This is a genomic window from Variovorax sp. 278MFTsu5.1, assembly GCF_048305045.1.
In the GTDB taxonomy this organism is placed as follows: domain Bacteria; phylum Pseudomonadota; class Gammaproteobacteria; order Burkholderiales; family Burkholderiaceae_C; genus Variovorax; species Variovorax guangxiensis.
In genome coordinates this window covers 1442995-1460817 of the sequence record NZ_CP157622.1, presented here as the reverse complement: position 1 = coordinate 1460817, position 17823 = coordinate 1442995, and the positions used below count along the sequence as shown (strand labels likewise).

18 protein-coding genes are annotated in these 17823 nt (G+C 66.7%); 3 read left to right on the top strand and 15 right to left on the bottom strand.

The genetic code is table 11. The features are described 5' to 3' along the window. Positions 1 to 131 precede the first annotated feature (131 nt). Genes ABL844_RS06360 through ABL844_RS06305 form a run of 12 tightly spaced genes read right to left on the bottom strand, consistent with a single transcriptional unit; the run spans position 132 to position 11477 of the window. On the bottom strand, positions 132 to 827 hold the full coding sequence (locus ABL844_RS06360) for a transposase (RefSeq protein WP_418130789.1): 696 nt from the start codon (positions 825 to 827) through the stop codon (positions 132 to 134). 27 nt (positions 828 to 854) lie between these two features. Beyond that, positions 855 to 1733, bottom strand: coding sequence for a class I SAM-dependent methyltransferase (locus ABL844_RS06355; RefSeq protein WP_126022991.1), 879 nt, complete (start codon positions 1731 to 1733; stop codon positions 855 to 857). Then, positions 1730 to 2305, bottom strand: a complete 576-nt coding sequence (locus tag ABL844_RS06350; RefSeq protein WP_418130788.1) for a DUF1415 domain-containing protein — start codon at positions 2303 to 2305, stop codon at positions 1730 to 1732. Before ABL844_RS06350 ends, ABL844_RS06355 begins: the two co-directional genes overlap by 4 nt. Next, positions 2302 to 3564 carry a CynX/NimT family MFS transporter gene (locus ABL844_RS06345; RefSeq protein WP_418130787.1) on the bottom strand — a complete coding sequence of 421 codons (1263 nt, stop codon included), beginning with the start codon at positions 3562 to 3564 and terminating at the stop codon, positions 2302 to 2304. Before ABL844_RS06345 ends, ABL844_RS06350 begins: the two co-directional genes overlap by 4 nt. Next, complete coding sequence (locus tag ABL844_RS06340; protein ID WP_418130786.1) at positions 3561 to 4691, bottom strand: deoxyguanosinetriphosphate triphosphohydrolase; 1131 nt, start codon at positions 4689 to 4691, stop codon at positions 3561 to 3563. The genes ABL844_RS06345 and ABL844_RS06340 overlap by 4 nt, the downstream gene beginning before the upstream one ends. Further along, positions 4688 to 5800 carry a 3-dehydroquinate synthase gene (gene aroB / locus ABL844_RS06335; protein ID WP_418130785.1) on the bottom strand — a complete coding sequence of 371 codons (1113 nt, stop codon included), beginning with the start codon at positions 5798 to 5800 and terminating at the stop codon, positions 4688 to 4690. The genes ABL844_RS06340 and aroB overlap by 4 nt, the downstream gene beginning before the upstream one ends. A 35-nt stretch (positions 5801 to 5835) precedes the next feature. After that, complete coding sequence (locus ABL844_RS06330; RefSeq protein WP_418130784.1) at positions 5836 to 6384, bottom strand: shikimate kinase; 549 nt, start codon at positions 6382 to 6384, stop codon at positions 5836 to 5838. A 23-nt stretch (positions 6385 to 6407) separates the two neighbouring features. Then, complete coding sequence (gene pilQ / locus ABL844_RS06325; protein ID WP_418130783.1) at positions 6408 to 8564, bottom strand: type IV pilus secretin PilQ; 2157 nt, start codon at positions 8562 to 8564, stop codon at positions 6408 to 6410. Next, positions 8561 to 9100: a pilus assembly protein PilP gene (locus ABL844_RS06320; protein ID WP_184635077.1), complete on the bottom strand. Its 540-nt coding sequence runs from the start codon at positions 9098 to 9100 to the stop codon at positions 8561 to 8563. The genes pilQ and ABL844_RS06320 overlap by 4 nt, the downstream gene beginning before the upstream one ends. Continuing rightward, positions 9097 to 9774, bottom strand: coding sequence for a type 4a pilus biogenesis protein PilO (locus tag ABL844_RS06315; RefSeq protein WP_184635075.1), 678 nt, complete (start codon positions 9772 to 9774; stop codon positions 9097 to 9099). Before ABL844_RS06315 ends, ABL844_RS06320 begins: the two co-directional genes overlap by 4 nt. Positions 9775 to 9780: 6 nt before the next feature. Beyond that, positions 9781 to 10401: a PilN domain-containing protein gene (locus ABL844_RS06310; protein ID WP_126022982.1), complete on the bottom strand. Its 621-nt coding sequence runs from the start codon at positions 10399 to 10401 to the stop codon at positions 9781 to 9783. Further along, the gene (locus tag ABL844_RS06305; protein WP_093196407.1) at positions 10398 to 11477 is read right to left on the bottom strand and encodes a pilus assembly protein PilM; all 1080 of its coding nucleotides are present in this window, start codon (positions 11475 to 11477) and stop codon (positions 10398 to 10400) included. The genes ABL844_RS06310 and ABL844_RS06305 overlap by 4 nt, the downstream gene beginning before the upstream one ends. A 241-nt stretch (positions 11478 to 11718) precedes the next feature. Between ABL844_RS06305 and ABL844_RS06300 the strand changes: the two genes are divergently transcribed. Then, complete coding sequence (locus tag ABL844_RS06300) at positions 11719 to 14127, top strand: penicillin-binding protein 1A (RefSeq protein WP_126022981.1); 2409 nt, start codon at positions 11719 to 11721, stop codon at positions 14125 to 14127. A gap of 19 nt (positions 14128 to 14146) precedes the next feature. Here ABL844_RS06300 and cyaY read toward each other — a convergent pair whose 3' ends face one another. Next, the gene (cyaY, locus tag ABL844_RS06295; RefSeq protein ID WP_184635074.1) at positions 14147 to 14479 is read right to left on the bottom strand and encodes an iron donor protein CyaY; all 333 of its coding nucleotides are present in this window, start codon (positions 14477 to 14479) and stop codon (positions 14147 to 14149) included. A gap of 12 nt (positions 14480 to 14491) precedes the next feature. On the opposite strand from cyaY, the gene lptM reads away from it, so the two are divergent. Continuing rightward, positions 14492 to 14785, top strand: coding sequence for an LPS translocon maturation chaperone LptM (gene lptM / locus ABL844_RS06290; protein WP_184635072.1), 294 nt, complete (start codon positions 14492 to 14494; stop codon positions 14783 to 14785). Beyond that, positions 14782 to 16065 (top strand): diaminopimelate decarboxylase, encoded by a 1284-nt coding sequence (gene lysA, locus ABL844_RS06285; RefSeq protein ID WP_418130782.1) that lies wholly within the window; start codon positions 14782 to 14784, stop codon positions 16063 to 16065. The genes lptM and lysA overlap by 4 nt, the downstream gene beginning before the upstream one ends. Positions 16066 to 16105: 40 nt before the next feature. On the opposite strand, the gene ABL844_RS06280 is transcribed toward lysA, so the two are convergent. Continuing rightward, the gene (locus tag ABL844_RS06280) at positions 16106 to 16750 is read right to left on the bottom strand and encodes a sulfite oxidase heme-binding subunit YedZ (RefSeq protein ID WP_184635068.1); all 645 of its coding nucleotides are present in this window, start codon (positions 16748 to 16750) and stop codon (positions 16106 to 16108) included. 28 nt (positions 16751 to 16778) lie between these two features. Beyond that, positions 16779 to 17816 carry a protein-methionine-sulfoxide reductase catalytic subunit MsrP gene (msrP, locus tag ABL844_RS06275; protein ID WP_418130781.1) on the bottom strand — a complete coding sequence of 346 codons (1038 nt, stop codon included), beginning with the start codon at positions 17814 to 17816 and terminating at the stop codon, positions 16779 to 16781. Positions 17817 to 17823: the final 7 nt, after the last annotated feature.

The following is a 17823-nucleotide window of genomic DNA, read 5'->3' as shown; positions in this document are numbered from 1 at the left end:
AATGCCAAACACTTTAATAGGGGTCAGATTCCATTTAAATCTTGAGTTTTTCGATAGGAATAAAATTAGGGACACATCAAGAACAGGAGCAAAAAGGCCAGTCCACCCGAAGGATGGACCGCTTTTCCTGCTCAGGATCGGGGAGTCGAAGGCGGGCGCCCAGCCTTGGCTTTGACCACCCGGCGGTCGGTGGACTTCTGCAGGCCGTCGAGAAAATCCTCGTCGCCAGCCGCCCAGCCCCGCAGCGTGGCTTCGGTCAAGGCCTTCTGATCGGCCGCGCGCACCCCGGCGCGCACCAGTTCGACATACGCAGCCTCACGGGCGAACGGGGTGTTGCCGAGTTCCCAGTACAGCGGATGCGGCGTCAGCAGCTTGTCGTGCCGAAGGCCGGCGTAGTGGCCATGGCTGGACCATGGGAAGTCGCGCGCCTCAGCCACCATGCCCGCCCGCACGGGGTTGAGGTCGATGTAGGCCATGCAGGTCAGCAGGTAGCGCTCGGTCTGGATCAGCGTCGACCTGTAGCGCCCTTCCCAGAGCGTGCCGCTGCGGCCGTGGCGGTCGTTGAAGTAGCGCACATAGGCGCGGCCGACCGACTGCATGAACTGCGGCAGCCCGGTGGCGCTCGCGGGCGTGGCCAGCAGGTGGAAGTGGTTGTCCATCAGCACGTAGGCGTGCACCGCGATGCCGAACCGCGTGGCGCTTTCGGCCAGCAGGGCAAGCAGCTTCTCGTGGTCTGCGCGGTCAATGAAGATCGGCTGGCGGTTGTTGCCGCGCTGGATCACGTGGTGCGGCACGTCGGCCAGCGTGAGACGGGGAAGACGGGCCATGGAGCCAGGCGGCCTGCGAGCCGGCGTTCAGGCGAGGCTGAAGCGCGTGTCGCCCAGCCTGTCGAGCCCGAACTGCGCCAGCAGCTCGCGTAGCCGCGCGGCCGCGCTCGCCTTTCGCTGCCCGGTGTACCGCGCCAGGATCAGCTCGTTCTTCATGCTGTGCTCCCAGCCGACCAGTTCGGTCACGGTAACGCTGTAGCCGTTGGCTTCCAGGTACAGGCAGCGCAGCACGTTGGTGAGCTGGCTGCCGATCTCGCGCGTGTGCAGCGGATGGCGCCACAGCTCGGCCAGCGGCGTGCGCGAGAGCGCCAGCGCCTTGGTCTCGCGCAGGCAGGCGGCCACCTCGGCCTGGCAGCAGGGCACCAGCACCATGCAGCGCGCCTTCTTGGCCAGGCCGAAGGCGATGGCGTCGTCGGTGGCGGTGTCGCAGGCATGCAGCGCCGTGACCACGTCGATCTGCGCCGGCAGCTCGCCCGACTGCGCGGACTCGGCCACCGTGAGGTTGAGGAACGACATGCGCTCGAAGCCAAGGCGCTTGGCCAGCTCGCGCGAGCGCTCGACCAGTTCGCCGCGCGTCTCGATGCCGTAGACATGCCCCCCGCCTGATCGCGCCCGGAAGAACAGGTCGTAGATGATGAAGCCCAGGTACGACTTGCCAGCGCCGTGGTCGGCCAGCGTGGCGCCGGCCCCTTCGTCCGGCAGCTCGCGCAGCAGCTGCTCGATGAACTGAAACAGGTGGTAGACCTGCTTGAGCTTGCGCCGCGAGTCCTGGTTGAGCCGGCCCTCGCGGGTCAGGATGTGAAGCTCCTTGAGCAGCTCGACCGACTGGCCGGGGCGCAGAACCTCGGCCAGCTCGGCATCGGCCTTGGCGGCCTTGTTCGTCTTCGGTGCGGTCTTCGTGTTCATGGCTTGGCACTCCCCGGCCCGACGTCCAGCTCGGCCCAGCCCTGCGCGCCCAGTGCCTCGAGCGTGTCGATGTTGCGCTCGAAGATCGCCTCGGCTTCTGGAAAGGCCTCGACTGCGCGGCTCACGCTGTCCTCGCGCAGAAGATGCAGCGTGGGATGCGGCGCGCGGTTGGTCGCGTTGCCGATGTCGTCGGCCTCGGTGCCGGCGAACTGGAACTGCGGATGGAAGCTCGCCAGCTGCAGCACGCCGTCGAATCCCGCATGGGCGAGCCGGCGTTCGGCGCGCGCCGTGAAGTCGTTGAAATCCAGGAAGTCGGGCAAGGCGTTCGGTGCAATCAGAAGGGTTGTGTCGCGCACGGCGGCGTCGAGCGCCACGAGTTCCCGGGCCTGGGCCAGCAGTGCGTCCATCAGGTCGGCCTCCTCGGCGGGCTCGTACACCGCGTAATGGATCTGCCCTTTCACGTGCACGGCCTTCGCGAAGGGGCACAGGTTGAGGCCGATCACAGCGCGCTCCAGCCAGCGCCGCGTATCGGCTTCGGCCTGGGGGGCTGCGATTGTCGCCGGGAGCGTCATGCCATCTCCGCAGCGGGGCGAATGCGCCCCAGTCGCCGTGCGATCGCCATGCCGACCAGCGAGCAGGCCAGCGTGGCCGTCCAGGTCCAGTGCCAGCCGCCGACGCGATGCGCCAGCCAGGCCACCGCTGGCGGCGCCAGGAACTGGCCCAGCGAGGAAGCCTGCTGCATCAGCCCGACGGTCGTCGACACGGTGGATGGCCCGGGCGCGAGCCGCACGCCCAGCAGGAACAGCGTGGCCGGTACCATGCCGCCGCCCAGCGAGAAGGCGCACACGGCGATGTAGCGCAGCACAGGCGGCAGGCCCAACGCGTCGGCGCCCTGCCCCATCTGCGCGAAGGCGGCCACGCCGCCCAGCGCCATCGTCAGGAAACCGAGCTGCAGCAGCCTGTCGGGCGCCACGCCGCGCTGCAGCCAGCGCCCGCCGGCGACGTTGCCGACGATGTTCATCGCCGCCGCGAGCGCGGTGAGCACCGCGTTCCACGCGGCCGGCACACCGGCGCCCGCGTAGATGGCAGGCAGGAAGCCGATCACCGCCATCCATTGCGACGAATACACGGCAAAGGTCAGCGCGACCAGCCAGGGTGCGCGCGCACCGACGGTGGCGCGCAACCGCGACGTCCATCCGCCCGAAGCCGGGCCTGCCGCGGCCGGCCGGAGCCGGTCGGCGGGCACCACGATCCAGAGCCAGAGCGCCGCTCCGGCCGACACGGCCGACAGCGCCCACCACCAGTCCACCCAGCCGCCCCAGGCGATCAGGGCCGGACCGAGCAACAGCGCGAGCGCCACGCCCAGCGGCATGTAGGCGCCCCACAGGCCCAGCGCCGCCTTGTCGGCGCCCGGCGGCGTCAGCGCACGGATCAGCCCCGGCCCCGGCATCACCGCCAGCAGGAAGCCGACGCCCTCCACGGCGCGAAGCACCAGCAGCCATTGCACGGCATGCGCACCGCCGCCGCCCAGTCCGGTGCCGGCCGCACCGCCGAGCAGGCTGGCGACCGTCAGCACGACCAGCCCCGCCAGCATGCTGCGTCGCAGGCCGATGGTGTCCGCCGCGAGGCCGACCAGCAGCCCCAGCGTCATGCTCGCGACCTGCACCAGCGAGAGCAGGAATCCCGCCTCGACCAGATCGATGCCCAGCGACGCCTGCAGCGCCGGCACCGCGGGCGGCAGCTTGCCGAGGTGCAAGGCTGCGCTGACACCGCCCAGCAGGACGGCCAGCGCGGCAGCGGGAATGCGGGGGCGCCCGGCCTGGCCGCTCATGCGATGCCCCGACGGCCGGTCAGCCGCTCATGCTCGCGCACGGCGAAGCGGTCGGTCATGCCGGCGATGTAGTCGGCCACGGCGCGATGCCTGTCCTGCCGCTCGGCATAGGACGCCGGCATCTCGGAGCCGCGCTCCAGATACGCCTCGAACAGTTCCCGCATCACCTGCCGCGCCTGATCGGTGGTCTGGGTGACCTGGGGATGGCGGTAGAGGTTGCGGAAGAGAAAGCGCTTCAGGTTTTCCGACTGGGCCTGCATCGTCTCGCTGAACGAAACGACCGGCGGGGCCTTGCGCACAGCGTCGGAATCGCCCGGCGCGAGCGCTTCGAGCGCAGCGCGGGTCGCGTCGATCACGTCGTAGACCTGCGCGCTCAGCATGCGGCGGATGGTTTCGTAGAGGACGCGGCGACCCCGCAGCTGCGGATGCTCGGCCACTGCCTCGCGGCGATGACGCTCGAACAGTTCCACCTCGGACAGCTGCTCGACGGTGATGAGGCCCGAGCGCACGCCGTCGTCGATGTCATGGGCGTTGTAGGCGATGGCATCGGCCAGGTTGCACAGCTGGGCTTCCAGCCCCGGCTGGCTGCGGTCGAGGAAACGCCGGGCGACGCCATTGGGCTCCGCCGCCTCCAGCCGCTCGGCGTTCGCGCGCGAGCAGTGCTTGAGGATGCCCTCGCGGGTCTCGAAGCTCAGGTTCAGGCCGTCATATTGCGGATAGCGATGCTCCAGCGCATCGACCACGCGCAGGCTCTGCAGGTTGTGCTCGAACCCCCCGTGCCCGGCCATGCAGTCGTTGAGCGCGTCCTGCCCGGCGTGGCCGAAGGGCGTGTGGCCCAGGTCGTGCGCCAGGGCGATCGCCTCGACCAGGTCCTCGTTGATGCGCAGCGCCCGCGCGATCGACCGGCCCAACTGGGCGACCTCGAGCGAATGGGTGAGCCGCGTGCGAAACAGGTCGCCCTCGTGGTTCAGGAACACCTGCGTCTTGTAGACCAGCCGGCGGAAAGCGGTGGAATGCACGATCCGGTCGCGGTCGCGCTGGAAGGCATCGCGCGTGGGCGCGGGCGGCTCCGCATGCCGACGGCCGCGCGAGCGCGCAGGCTGGCAGGCGTAGGCCGCGAGGCTCATTGCGGCGCGCAGCTCTGGGCGAGCACTTCGCGCACGAGCGCGTCGGGCGCGCTGCGGACCACCGCGGAGCCGGGGCGGTCGATCACCACGAAGCGGATCTCGCCGGCCTCCGACTTCTTGTCGACGCGCATCAGCTCCAGGTAGCGGTCGGCGCCCAGCGCGGGCCCGACGGTCGGCAGGCCGGCCCGCTCGATCAGCCGGGTGAGCCGCTCGACGAAGGCGGCATCGACACCGCCGAGCCGCTGCGACAGCCGTGCCGCCATCACCATGCCGCAGCCCACCGCCTCGCCGTGCAGCCATTCGCCATAGCCGAGGCCCGATTCGATCGCGTGGCCGAAGGTGTGGCCGAAGTTGAGGATCGCCCGCAGCCCGGTCTCGCGCTCGTCCTGCCCGACCACCAGCGCCTTGATCTCGCAGCTGCGCTTGACGGCGCGGGCCAGCGCGGCCGGCTCCCGCGCGACGAGGGCATCGACGTTCGCCTCGATCCAGTCGAGGAAGGCCATGTCGTGGATCGGGCCGTACTTGATGACCTCGGCCAGGCCAGCGCTGAGTTCGCGCGCGGGCAGCGTCTGCAGCGTCGCCAGGTCGCAGACCACGAGCTGCGGCTGGTAGAACGCGCCGATCATGTTCTTGCCCAGCGGATGGTTGATGGCCGTCTTGCCGCCGACCGAGGAATCCACCTGCGCCAGCAGCGTGGTCGGCACCTGCACGAAGGGCACGCCGCGCATGTAGCTGGCGGCCGCGAAGCCGGTCATGTCACCGACCACCCCGCCGCCCAGCGCGAAAAGAACGGTCTTGCGGTCGCTGCCACGGCCCAGGAGCTCGTCGAAGATCAGGTTCAGCGTCTGCAGGTTCTTGTAGGCCTCGCCGTCGGGCAGCTCGAGCAGGCGGACCGCCCGGAACCGGCCCGCCAGGGCGGATTGCAGCGCCCTGGCATAGAGCGGCGCCACCGTGGTGTTGCTGACGATCAGGGCCGTGGCCGAGGCGGGCGTGGCATCGAAGCTCCGCGGGTCGTCCAGCAGGCCGGCGCCGATCAGGATCGGATAGCTGCGGTCGCCGAGCTGGATGTCGACGCGTTCTGGCGGGGCGGAGAGTTCGGACAGGGACATGGGCAGCGAGTTTAGGCGCTGCGGCTCGGGCAGGCTCAGGCGGGGGGCTCTTCGGGGTGGGCGCCCGGCTCGACGATGCCGGCCAGTTCGAGCTGCATCACGATGATGTTCACCAGCATCGCGATGGTCGGGCGGCCGGTGTCGACCACGTCGTGGGCGGTTTCCCGGTAGAAAGGGTCGCGCGCATCGTGCAGCTCCCGCAGCCGCCCCAGCGGATCGGCCACCTGCAGCAGGGGCCGCTTGACGTCATGGCGCAGGCGCCGGAACAAGTCTTCGGGGGAGGAGCGCAGGTAGATCACATGGAAGTGATCGCGCAGTTGCTTGCGGTTCGCCTCCCGGAGCACCGCACCGCCGCCGGTGGCCAGAATGCCCTGGGGATTGGCGGCCAGGTCGGCGATCACCGTCTGCTCGAGGTCGCGGAAGGCGATTTCGCCCTCTTGCTCGAAGTAATCACGGATCGAGCAGCCGATGCGCTGCTCGATCACGTGGTCCGTATCTACGAAGGGAAGGTCCAGCCGCATTCCCAGGCGCCGGCCCACTGCGGATTTTCCGGCGCCGGGCAAGCCGACGAATGCGACCGCCACGCGGTGGCTGCTACGCCCGCGCGTCAGCGCGCGGCGTTGCGGTCGGTAATCATCTTCGGGGTGATAAAGACGAGCATTTCAGTCTTGTTGGCAATGCGTTCGCGCTTGCGGAACAGTGCACCCACATAGGGCACTTCACCCAGCACCGGCACGCGCGATTCGTCATTGGTTTCGGTGAGCTCGAAGATACCACCGATGACAACCGTGCCGCCGTTCTCGACCAGCACCTCGGTCTGCACATGCTTGGTGTTGATCGCCGGACCCGCCGAAGTATTCACGCCGCGGGCGTCCTTGCTCACGTCCAGCGTCAGGATGATGTTGCCTTCGGGTGTGATCTGGGGCGTGACTTCGAGCTTCAGCACCGCCTTGCGGAACGAGATCGAGGTGGCGCCGCTCGAAGTGGCCTGCTGGTACGGGATTTCCTCGCCCTGCTCGATCAGCGCCTTGGTCTGGTCGGCTGTGATCACGCGGGGGCTGGACACCAGCTTGCCCTTGCCGTCGGCTTCGAGCGCCGAGATCTCGAGGTTCAGCATGCGCGAGAAGCTCGAGTTGAAGAGCGAGATCGCGAAGGTGCCTGCTGCGGTACCCCCCGTTCCAGCATCCCCAGCAGGCAGGTTGATGAAGTTAGAGTTGGTGAACGTACTGGTGGCAGTGCTGGCTCCTCCGTTGGTTCCTGGCGTAACAACAGGCATTGCACCAACATTAGCAAAGGCCCTATTGCCGCCAGAGGACGCGAAACGCTCGCCAGAGATCCCTCCACCCAGCCGAACACCAAGGGATTTCCCAAATGTGTCGGAAGCTTCAACGATACGAGCCTCAATCAGCACCTGACGAACAGGAATATCGAGCTTCTGGATCAATTCAGCCACCTGCGCCAGCCGCGAGGGAACATCCGACACGAAAAGCTGGTTGGTACGTGACTCGGCGATGACGCTGCCGCGCGGGCTCAGGATGCGGGTGGTCGTACCGTTGCTGCCGCCTCCGCCACCGCCAGCCGATGCACCGGTACCGGTCAACCCCTGGGCAATGGCAATCGCCTTGGTGTAGTTGAGCTGGAACGACTGGGTCCGCAGCGGCTCCAGATTCTCGATAGCAGCCTTGGCCTCGAACTCGAGCTTTTCCTTGGCGTTGATCTCATCCTTCGGCGCGATCCACAGCACGCTGCCGTTCTTGCGCATGCCCAGGTTCTTCGCCTGCATGATGATGTCGAGCGCCTGGTCCCACGGCACGTCCTTCAGCCGCAGCGTCAGCGCGCCGGTCACCGAATCCGAGGTCACGATGTTGAAGTTCGTGAAATCGGCGATCACCTGCAGCAGCGAACGGATCTCGATGTTCTGGAAGTTCAGCGACAGCTTCTCGCCGTTGTAGCCCACGCCTTGGGTCAGCTTGGTCGGATCGACCTTGCGGGCACGGACCTCGACCACGAACTGGTTCTCGCTCTGGTAGGCACTGTGCTCCCAGTCGCCCTTGGCATCGATCGTCATGCGGACGCGGTCGCCGGCTTGCTGCGAAGTGATGAGCTGGACCGGGGTGCCGAAGTCGGCCACGTCGAGGCGGCGGCGCAGCCCTTCGGGCAGCGTCGACTTGGTGAACTCCACGACAAGGCTCTTGCCCTGCTGCTTGACGTCCACGCCCACCTGGTTGTTCGGCAGATCGACGATGACCCGGCCGGTGCTGTCGGAACCGAGACGGAAATCGATATCCCGCAGGGGCAGCGTGTCGCGATTGCGGTTTTCCGCGAAGGTCGTGGAAGCCGACGCGACAAGCGCCGGGCCAGCCACCGGCTCGAGCGTCACCAGCAGCGACTTGCCCTGGATCTCGGCCTTGTATGCGGTCGCCTGCTTCAGGTTCAGCACCACGCGGCTGCGTTCACCGGCCTGCACCACGTTCACCGAGCGCAGGTTGCCCTGGTTCACCTCGATGGCGGAGCGGCCGATGGCATTCGTGACACCGGGAAAGTCGAGCGCGATACGCGCAGGCGTCTGCACGGCGAATCCGGCAGGAACCGCGGTGAGCGGCTGTGCCAGATCGATGCGGATCACTTCAGAGCCCGACTGCGTCGAGCTCGTCACCGCCTCGATGGCGTTTTGCGCATGAGCCACGGCCAATGCGCCGAAGGCCAGCAGACCCAGGCCGGCAGCGCGCAGCCACTGTGCCATTTTTGATTTCTTTTGGTTCATTTCGCACTCTCTTGCAGCTGCAGCGTCGCGACGCGTTCGATCCATTCACCGGCGGCGTCTTGCACGATTTCACGCAAGGCGATTTCGGTTTCGTTGATACGGGTGATGCGCCCGTAGTTGAGGCCCAGGTATTCGCCGACGCGCACCTTGTAGAGCAGCTTGTCGACGCGCAGCAGCGCCACCGGCTGGCCATTGCGGTTCATGCTGCCGACCATGGCCATCGAGTCGAGCGGGAAGGCTTCGAGCGCTTCCTTGCGGCGCGCGAGCTCGGGCGCGATCAGCTCCGAGGTGCTCGGCTGATTCGATTCGCGGCGCAGCGCCTGCGTCAGCTTCAGGATGTTGAAGGGCTCGAATGCCGAGGCCTCGGTATAGGCCTGCGGGGTGAACTTCTTGGGCTCGGAAATCGGCGGCACCGAGGGCTTCACCTGGGCACGCTGCTCGGCCATCCAGCGCTGCATGTCTTCCTGGCCCGAATCGCAGGCGCTCAGTGCCGACGCCGCCAGCGTCAGCCACAGTACTTTGGCGACGATCTTCATTTCTTCGCCTTCGGTGCGGAGGCGCGCTTCTGCGCGGCCCGTTCTTCGTCATCGAGGTAACGATAGGTGCGCGCGGTGGCGTCCATCGTCAGCACGTCCTTGTCCTTCTGCGGGGTGACGGAAATGTTGTTCAGCGTCACGATCCGCGACAGGCCCGCCACGTCGGCAGCGAAAGCACCCATGTCGTGGTACCGGCCGGTCACCCGGACGGCGATCGGGAGTTCGGCGTAGTAGTCCTTGACCGACACCTGTCCCGGACGGAACAGCTCGAACTGAAGGCTGCGGCCAAGGCCTGCCTGGTTGATGTCCGACAGCAGGGCGTCCATTTCGGCCTTGCTGGGCAGCTGCTTCTCGAGCAGGGTCACGTACTGCTGCACCTGCTCGCGCTGCTTCTTGAGCAACTCGAGGTTGGCGGCCTGAGCCACCTTCTTCTGGTAGTCGGCCTTGAGCGTGACTTCCTTGGCGCGCTCGCTTTCGAGCTCGTCGTTCGAATTGGTCAGCCAGACGAACCAGAGGGCGACCAGCACAAGTGCCGTGACCACCAGGCAGAGCGCATAGCGGGGCACCGCCGGCCATGCCGAGGGATCGTTCGGATTGAGTCCGCGGAATTGGTCGCCGAAGCGCTGGAACGCAGCTGCGACGTCGATTTTCTGGGAGGGGCGATTGCTAGCCATGATCGGTTACCCCTTGGACTGCGCCGTTGCGGCCAGGGCCTTTTCGGCGGCAGCCTTCTGAGCATCGGTGGGGCGTTTCAGGCCGATGCGCATCGTGAAGTTCGCCACGCGACGCTGATCGCGCGGGTTCAGGTTCACGTTCGCCGACGTGATTTCGACCAGCTCGGGCTTCACCAGCCAGGGACTGTTGTTGCCGAGGTTGCGCAGCAACTCCGAAACCCGCTCGTTCGACTGCGCCATGCCTTGCAGGGTGACAGTCTGGTTGTCCTGCTTCATGTTGGTCAGGTACACGCCATCGGGCAGTTGCCGGACCAGTTCGTTGAGCAGGTGCACGGGCAGGTTGCGGTCGCCCTGCAGGTCTTCGACCGCCTGCTGGCGGGCGCGCAGCGCGGCAATTTCTTCCTGCAGCGTCGAGATTTCCTTGATCTCGACTTCGAGCTTCTTGATCTCGGCCTGCAGAAAGCCATTCGTCGAACGCTGCGCCGAGATCTGCGCCTCGAACCAGAGATAACCAAGGCCGGCGATCAGGACGCCCAGGATCGCCGCGGCACCCAGGGTGCCGTAGAACGCCTCGCGCCTGCGCTTGCGCGCAGCTTCGCGGTGCGGGAGCAGATTGATGAGGATCACTGCAGGAACCTCCGCATGGCCAGGCCGCAAGAGGTCAGATAGGACGGCGCCTCGCGGCGGACCTTCTTCTCGCGGACGTTCGAGCTGATTTCCATGCCTTCGAAGGGATTCAGCAAGGAGCAGGCGAACGAGGTCTGCCGCGTCACCGCGTTGGTCAGGCCGGGCAGCGAGGCCGATCCGCCTGCCAGCAGCACATAGTCGACGCGGTTGTGCGGCGTGCTGGTGAAGAAGAACTGGAGCGCGCGGGCGATTTCCTGCGCGATGCTTTCCACGAAGGGCTTGAGCACGCCGGAGCCGTAGTCGTCGGGCAGGTCGCCGCTGCGCTTCTTCGCCTCGGCCTCCTCGGCTGAAAAGCCATACTGGCGCACGATCAGCTGGGTGAGCTGGGCACCGCCGAACGCCTGGTCGCGGTCGTACAGCACTTCCTGGTTGCGCAGCACCTGCATGCTGGTGGTGAAGGCGCCCACCTCGAAGAGAGCCACGATCGAATCGACGCCTTTGCCGGGCAGCTGCTCGATCAGGCGGGCGGTCGCTAGGCGCGATGCGTAGGACTCGACGTCGAGGATCATCGCCTTCAGGCCGGCGGCTTCCGCCAGGCCCTCGCGGTCCTGGACCTTTTCCTTGCGCGACGCGGCGATCAGCACTTCCACGTCGCCGGCAGAGGTGGTGCTCGGACCGGTCACGCAGAAGTCGAGGCTCACCTCGTCGAGCGAGAACGGGATGTACTGGTTGGCTTCCGACTCGACCTGGATCTCGAGCTCCTGCTCGCTCATGCCGCCCGGAAGAATGATCTTCTTGGTGATCACGGCCGACGGAGGCAGTGCCAGTGCCACGTTGCGGGTGCGCGTGCCGCTCTTGCGGATGACGCGACGGACGGCTTCCGCCACCTCGTCGAACTTCTCGACGTTGCCGTCGGTGATCCAGCCGCGTTCCAGGGGCTCGATGGCGCAGCGCTCCAGGACCAGCTTGCCGCTGGCCTCACGGCCGAGCTCGACCAGCTTGACGCTGGACGAACTTACGTCCAGCCCCAGCAGGGGAGCGTTCTGACGACGAAACAATGATCCAAGAGCAGCCAAGGCAGGTTCCTCTTCCCCTGTATTTGTAACCAATAGAAAAAATTGAATTCGGTTGCATGCTAGCAGCAGGCGTAGCGGCAACCAAGCGACGCCGCAGGGCAAATTCCTCAAGCGTTGTCAAAACCTGACGGCAAAACCGCATTTTGTAACTTTTGAATTAGGGCAATGCAAGCCCCGCAAAGATCGGATCGTTCGGAAGGGGCGGCTTTTTATAATGTCGGGTGACTCTGTGCGGCCCCTCATGCAAGAAACTTCCAGCCCCAAAGGGCCAGCCAAGAACTCCCCCTCCACTCGCCCGACCTGGCTGAAATGGCTGCTGCGCCTTTTCTTCTGGAGCTTCGGCATCGCCCTGGCCGGCGCGCTGGCCGTGCTGTGCGTGGTGGCAGTGGCCCTCGCGGTGGCGTATCCGAACCTGCCCGACATCAGCGAGCTCTCCGACTACCGGCCCAAGCTGCCGCTGCGGGTTTTCTCGGCCGAAGGCATCCTGATCGGCGAGTTCGGCGAGGAGCGCCGCAACCTCACTCCCATCTCGGCCATCCCGAAGGTCGTGAAAGACGCCGTCCTGGCGGCCGAAGACGCCCGCTTCTACGACCACGGCGGCGTCGACTACAAGGGCATGGTCCGCGCCGGCCTGGCCAACATGAACCGCGTGAAGAGCCAGGGCGCATCGACCATCACGATGCAGGTGGCGCGCAACGTCTACCTGAGCTCCGAGAAGACGCTCACCCGCAAGATCTACGAGGTGCTGCTGACCTTCAAGCTGGAGCACCTGCTCACGAAGGACCAGATCTTCGAGATCTACCTGAACCAGATCTACCTCGGAAACCGCGCCTATGGCTTCGCCGCCGCTTCCGAGGCCTATTTCGGCAAGCCCCTGCAGGAACTCACGATCGCCCAGGCCGCGATGCTGGCCGGCCTGCCCAAGGCACCGGGCGCGAACAACCCGGTCAACAACCCGCAGCGCGCGCGCGGCCGCCAGTTCTACGTGATCGACCGCATGCAGGAGGCCGGCTTCATCACCGCCGAACAGGCGGCGGAAGCCAAGAAGGAAGAGCTGCACCTGCGCGACGCCGCCGACCCGAACCGCCTGCACGCCGAATACGTGGCTGAAACGGTTCGCCAGTTGATGTACGCCCAGTACGGCGACAGCACCTACACGCGCGGCCTCAAGGTCTACACCTCGCTGGTCGCGGCCGACCAGGCGGCCGCCTACAAGGCGCTGCGCAAGGGCATCATGGACTACGAGCGCCGCCAGATCTATCGCGGCCCCGAGAAGTTCGTCGACCTGCCGAACGACCCCAAGGACCTCGACGAAGCAGTCGACGACGCACTCAACGACCACCCCGACAACGGCGACGTGATGGCCGCGGTCGTGCTCAAGGCCACGCCCAAGCAGATCGACGCGGTGCGCGGCAATGGCGATCCCGTCCAGATCACCGGCGAAGGGCTCAAGCCGGCCCAGTCGGGTCTCTCCGACAAGGCTCCGCCGAACATCAAGATCCGTCGCGGCGCGGTCATCCGCGTGGTGAAGACGCCCAAGAACACCTGGGAAATCACGCAGCTTCCCGAGGTCGAGGGCGCATTCGTCGCCATGGACCCGCGCGACGGCGCCATCAAGGCGCTGGTCGGCGGCTTCGACTTCGGCAAGAACAAGTTCAACCATGTGACGCAGGCCTGGCGCCAGCCGGGCTCCAGCTTCAAGCCCTTCATCTATTCCGCGGCGCTCGAAAAGGGCTTCACGCCCGCCACGGTCATCAACGACGGCCCGCTCTTCTTCGACGCCGGCACCACCGGCGGCCAACCCTGGGAGCCGAAGAACTACGGCGGCGGCTACGACGGCCCGATGTCGATGCGCACCGCGCTGATGAAGTCGAAGAACCTCGTGTCCATCCGCATCCTGCAGTCCATCGGCACGCGCTATGCGCAGGAGTGGATCACCAACTTCGGCTTCGACAAGGAAAAGCACCCCGCCTACCTGCCGATGGCGCTGGGCGCGGGCTCGGTCACGCCGATGCAGATGGCGGTGGGCTATTCGGTCTTCGCCAACGGCGGCTACCGCGTCAATCCGTACCTCGTCACGCGCATCACCGACCACAAGGACAAGGTACTGGTCGACAAGCAGCCGCCGCTCCTGAACGAATCGCTGCGCGTCATCCCGCAGCGCAACGCCTTCATCATGGACACGCTGCTGAATTCCGTCGCTCGCGGCGGCACCGCGGCCAAGGCGCAGGCCATGCTCAAGCGCCCCGACCTCTACGGCAAGACGGGCACCACCAACGACTCGCTCGACGCCTGGTTCGCCGGCTTCCAGCCCACCATGACGGCCATCTCGTGGATCGGTTACGACACCCCGCGCAACCTGGGCGACCGCGAGACCGGCGGCGGCCTGAGCCTTCCGATCTGGATCACCTACATGGAAACCGCCATCAAGGGCGTGCCGGTGACTGAACTGTCGGCCAACCCGCCAGCGGGCATCGTGAATGTGGGTGGCGAGTGGTACTACGACGACTACGCGCCGGGACGCGGCGTTGCCAGCCTGGGTGTCGAGTCCGCACCGGCGGCGCCGGTCGAAGCCCCGGCGGGTGGTCCGATCGGCGCTCCTGCGCAACCCGAGGAGCGCAACCGCATCCTCGATCTGTTCCGCAACTGAGCGGCGCCGGCAGAAGAATTCAGGGAGCCGCGAAGTCCAGCGGCTGCCCGGCCTGCAGCGTCGCCTCGCGCGACAGGTTGCCGAAGAATTCCTCGCCGGTCTTGGTGTCCACCCAGGCCTTGCCGTCATGGCGGTAGTGATAGCCGCCGGAACGCGCGGCAAGCCAGATTTCCTGCAACGGCTTCTGCAGGTTCACGATCAGCTGGCTGCCGTTGCGGAATGAAATCGTGATCATCCCGCCCACCCTCTGGTTGTCGATGTCGGCGTCGGTCGCTTCGTTGATGCGGTCGCAGCCCAGTTCGATGGCGGCAAGCGCAGCCTCGGCGCGATCCATGTATTCGGTGTCGGTCATTACAATTTCGCCATGTTGAACGTTCACCAAATTCTAGTGAGCACCCGCGTCCGCGCCGCGCTCATGGTCTGCCTTGCCGTGGGCACCGCCGGGCTCGTCGCTGCCTGCGGGCAGCGCGGTGCGCTGTACCTGCCGACCGATCCGGCAGCCGCCGGGCGCGCCACCTTGCCGGAGCTCATGACGCCGGACAGCCTGCGGTCTTCGTCGTCATCTTCGTCCTCCAGCCAGGCGGCGCCCGCTCCGGCTGCCGCGGCCAGCGCGCCAGCCGGCAGCACCAGCACCACCAGCACGGAGCAGCGCAAGTGAGTTCCGGCACCCCCATCTCCCTGCCCGGCCAGCCGCACATCGCCGAGCGCGACGGCACGCTGCACGTCGAAGGCGTGGCGCTCGACGCGCTGGCACGCGAACACGGCACTCCTCTCTTCGTCTACTCCAGGCAGTGGATGCTGGACGCCCTGGCGGCTTACCAGCGCGGCTTCGAGGGTCGTGATGCGCTCATCTGCTACGCGATGAAGGCCAACTCCTCGCTCGGCGTGCTGCGCGTGTTCGCGGAAGCCGGCTGCGGCTTCGACATCGTCTCCGGCGGCGAGCTGTCGCGCGTGCTGGCCGTGGGTGCCGATCCGAAGAAGATCATCTTCTCGGGCGTCGGCAAGACCCGCGCCGAGATGCGCCAGGCCCTCGCTGCCGGCATCGCCTGCTTCAACGTCGAGAGCGAAGCCGAGCTCGACGTGCTCCACGAAGTGGCGGTGGCCGAAGGCAAGCGCGCGCCGATCAGCATCCGCATCAATCCGAACGTCGATCCGAAGACGCACCCCTACATTTCCACCGGCCTGAAGGGCAACAAGTTCGGCATCGCGCACGACCGCGCCGTCGAGGCCTACAAGCACGCCGCGCGGCTGCAGGGGCTGGAGGTGGTGGGCATCGACTGCCACATCGGCTCGCAGATCACCGAAGCCTCGCCCTACCTCGACGCCTGCGACCGGGTGCTCGACCTGGTGGAAGCCATCGAGGCAGCCGGGGTGCCGATCCATCACCTGGACTTCGGTGGCGGCCTGGGCATCGACTACAACGGCGAGGTGCCACCCAAGGCCGATGCGCTGTGGCAGCAGCTGCTGGCCAAGCTCGACGCGCGGGGCTTCGGCAAGCGCAAGCTGGTCATCGAGCCAGGCCGCTCGCTGGTCGGCAATGCCGGCGTGTGCGTGACCGAAGTGCTCTACACCAAGCCGGGCGAGGACAAGAACTTCTGCATCGTCGACGCGGCCATGAACGACCTGCCCCGTCCCGCGATGTACCAAGCCTTCCAGCGCATCGTGCCGGTGCGCACCCGCGCGGGCAATGCCACGACCTACGACGTGGTCGGCCCGGTCTGCGAGAGCGGCGACTGGATCGGCCGCGACCGCGCGCTCAACGTGGTGTCGGGCGACCTGCTGGCCGTGCTGTCGGCGGGCGCGTACTGCATGAGCATGTCCAGCAACTACAACACGCGCGGCCGCGCCGCCGAGGTGCTGGTGAGCGGCGCGAGCGCCAGGCTGATCCGCCGTCGCGAGACGATGGAAGACCAGCTGCGCAGCGAGATCGACGGCTGATCGCCGATCGCTCTTCCCGGTCTTCCCGGTCTTCCCGGCGTCAGCCGGTGCGCACAGCACCCGCAGACGCCGGCTTCACCTTCCCGCGCTTGTTCGCGAAGTAGTTCCACACGCGCCACGCGAGCAGCACCGCGATGATCGCGGCGTAGACGAACACTTCCGCGAAGTTGTTCTTGCCCGCGCGCATCCAGAAGAAGTGCAGCAGGCCGAGCCCCGCGATCAGGTAGACCAGCTTGTGCAGCATCTGCCAGCGCTTCGCGCCCATCGCCTTGATCGCGCGATTGAACGAGGTGGCCGCCAGCGGCGTCAGCAGCACGAAGGCCGAGAAGCCCACCAGGATGAACGGCCGCTTGGCGATGTCCTTCGCAATGTCGCCCCACTCGAAGCCCATGTCGAACCAGCTGTAGCACAGCAGGTGCAGCACCACGTAGAAGTACGCGAACAGGCCCAGCATGCGGCGGTAGCGCGCGAGCGCGTTCCACTTGCTCATCACCCGCAGCGGCGTCACCGCCAGCACGATGCAGATGAAACGCAGGGTCCAGTCGCCGGTGGCGCGGATCAGGAACTCCGCGGGGTTGGCACCCAGCCCGTCCGTGAACGCGCCGTAGGCCAGCCGCGCGAACGGCAGCAGGCACAGCAGGAAGACGGCCGGCTTGGTCGCGGGATGCATGAGCAGCTTGTTCATGGGGCGCTCGCCACGTGCCGAGGCCGGCTCAGTAGTTCTTCTTCAGGTCCATGCCCGCGTAGAGCTGGCCGACCTGTGCTTCATAGCCGTTGAACAGCTCCGTCTTGCGCCGTTTTGCGAAGAGGCCGCCGCCGTCGCCGATCCGGCGCTCGGTGGCCTGGCTCCATCGCGGATGGTCGACGTTGGGATTCACGTTCGAATAGAAACCGTATTCGTTGGCCGCGGCCTTGTTCCAGGCGGTGCTGGGCTCCTTCTCGACGAAGCGGATCTTCACGATCGACTTGGCCGACTTGAAGCCGTACTTCCACGGCACCACCAGCCGCACCGGCGCGCCGTTCTGGTTGGGCAGCACCTCGCCGTACATGCCGAAGGCCAGCAGCGTGAGCGGGTGCATCGCCTCGTCCATGCGCAGGCCCTCGGTGTAGGGCCAGTCGAGCACGCGCGAGCCGACGAAGGGCATGGTCTTGGGGTCGGCCAGGGTCACGAACTCGACGAACCTGGCGTTGCCCTGCGGCTCGACCTTCTTGATGAGTTCGGCCAGCGAGTAGCCGACCCACGGAATCACCATCGACCAGCCCTCGACGCAGCGCAGCCGATAGATGCGCTCTTCCTGCGCGCTGAGCTTGAGCAGGTCCTCGATGCCGTACTTTCCCGGCTTCTTGACCAGCCCTTCCACCTCCACCGTCCAGGGCCGCGTCTTCAGCGTGCCGGCGTTCTTGGCCGGGTCGGCCTTGTCGGTGCCGAACTCGTAGAAGTTGTTGTAGGTGGAGGCATCCTTGTAGTCGGTGACCTTTTCCATCGACATGGCGCCGGGCACCGCCGACTTCGCGCCGGGCAGCGGCGCCAGCTTGTTGGGGCGCTCGGTCTGCGCCAGGGCTTCGCGCGAGGCGAAGGCCGCCAGCGCGGCTCCCGCGGCGCCGCCGGCCATGAGCTTGAGCATGTCGCGGCGGCCCTCGTAGACCTCTCGGGGCGTGATCTCGCTGGACAGCGGATGGATGAAGCCGTTGTCGCCGCTGTTGCTGGCGGTACGACGGATGGGGCGGCTGGGATGGGAAGGGAACGACATGACGGGC

Coding starts and splice junctions, on each gene's coding strand:
- aroB (WP_418130785.1), bottom strand. CDS start 5,800: ATGTCCCTGTCCGAACTCTCCGCCCCGCCAGAACGCGTCGACATCCAG.
- pilQ (WP_418130783.1), bottom strand. CDS start 8,564: ATGAACCAAAAGAAATCAAAAATGGCACAGTGGCTGCGCGCTGCCGGC.
- ABL844_RS06300 (WP_126022981.1), top strand. CDS start 11,719: ATGCAAGAAACTTCCAGCCCCAAAGGGCCAGCCAAGAACTCCCCCTCC.
- ABL844_RS06280 (WP_184635068.1), bottom strand. CDS start 16,750: ATGAACAAGCTGCTCATGCATCCCGCGACCAAGCCGGCCGTCTTCCTG.
- lptM (WP_184635072.1), top strand. CDS start 14,492: ATGTTGAACGTTCACCAAATTCTAGTGAGCACCCGCGTCCGCGCCGCG.
- cyaY (WP_184635074.1), bottom strand. CDS start 14,479: ATGACCGACACCGAATACATGGATCGCGCCGAGGCTGCGCTTGCCGCC.
- msrP (WP_418130781.1), bottom strand. CDS start 17,816: ATGTCGTTCCCTTCCCATCCCAGCCGCCCCATCCGTCGTACCGCCAGC.
- ABL844_RS06315 (WP_184635075.1), bottom strand. CDS start 9,774: ATGGCTAGCAATCGCCCCTCCCAGAAAATCGACGTCGCAGCTGCGTTC.
- ABL844_RS06320 (WP_184635077.1), bottom strand. CDS start 9,100: ATGAAGATCGTCGCCAAAGTACTGTGGCTGACGCTGGCGGCGTCGGCA.
- ABL844_RS06355 (WP_126022991.1), bottom strand. CDS start 1,733: ATGAACACGAAGACCGCACCGAAGACGAACAAGGCCGCCAAGGCCGAT.
- ABL844_RS06340 (WP_418130786.1), bottom strand. CDS start 4,691: ATGAGCCTCGCGGCCTACGCCTGCCAGCCTGCGCGCTCGCGCGGCCGT.
- ABL844_RS06360 (WP_418130789.1), bottom strand. CDS start 827: ATGGCCCGTCTTCCCCGTCTCACGCTGGCCGACGTGCCGCACCACGTG.
- ABL844_RS06345 (WP_418130787.1), bottom strand. CDS start 3,564: ATGAGCGGCCAGGCCGGGCGCCCCCGCATTCCCGCTGCCGCGCTGGCC.
- ABL844_RS06350 (WP_418130788.1), bottom strand. CDS start 2,305: ATGACGCTCCCGGCGACAATCGCAGCCCCCCAGGCCGAAGCCGATACG.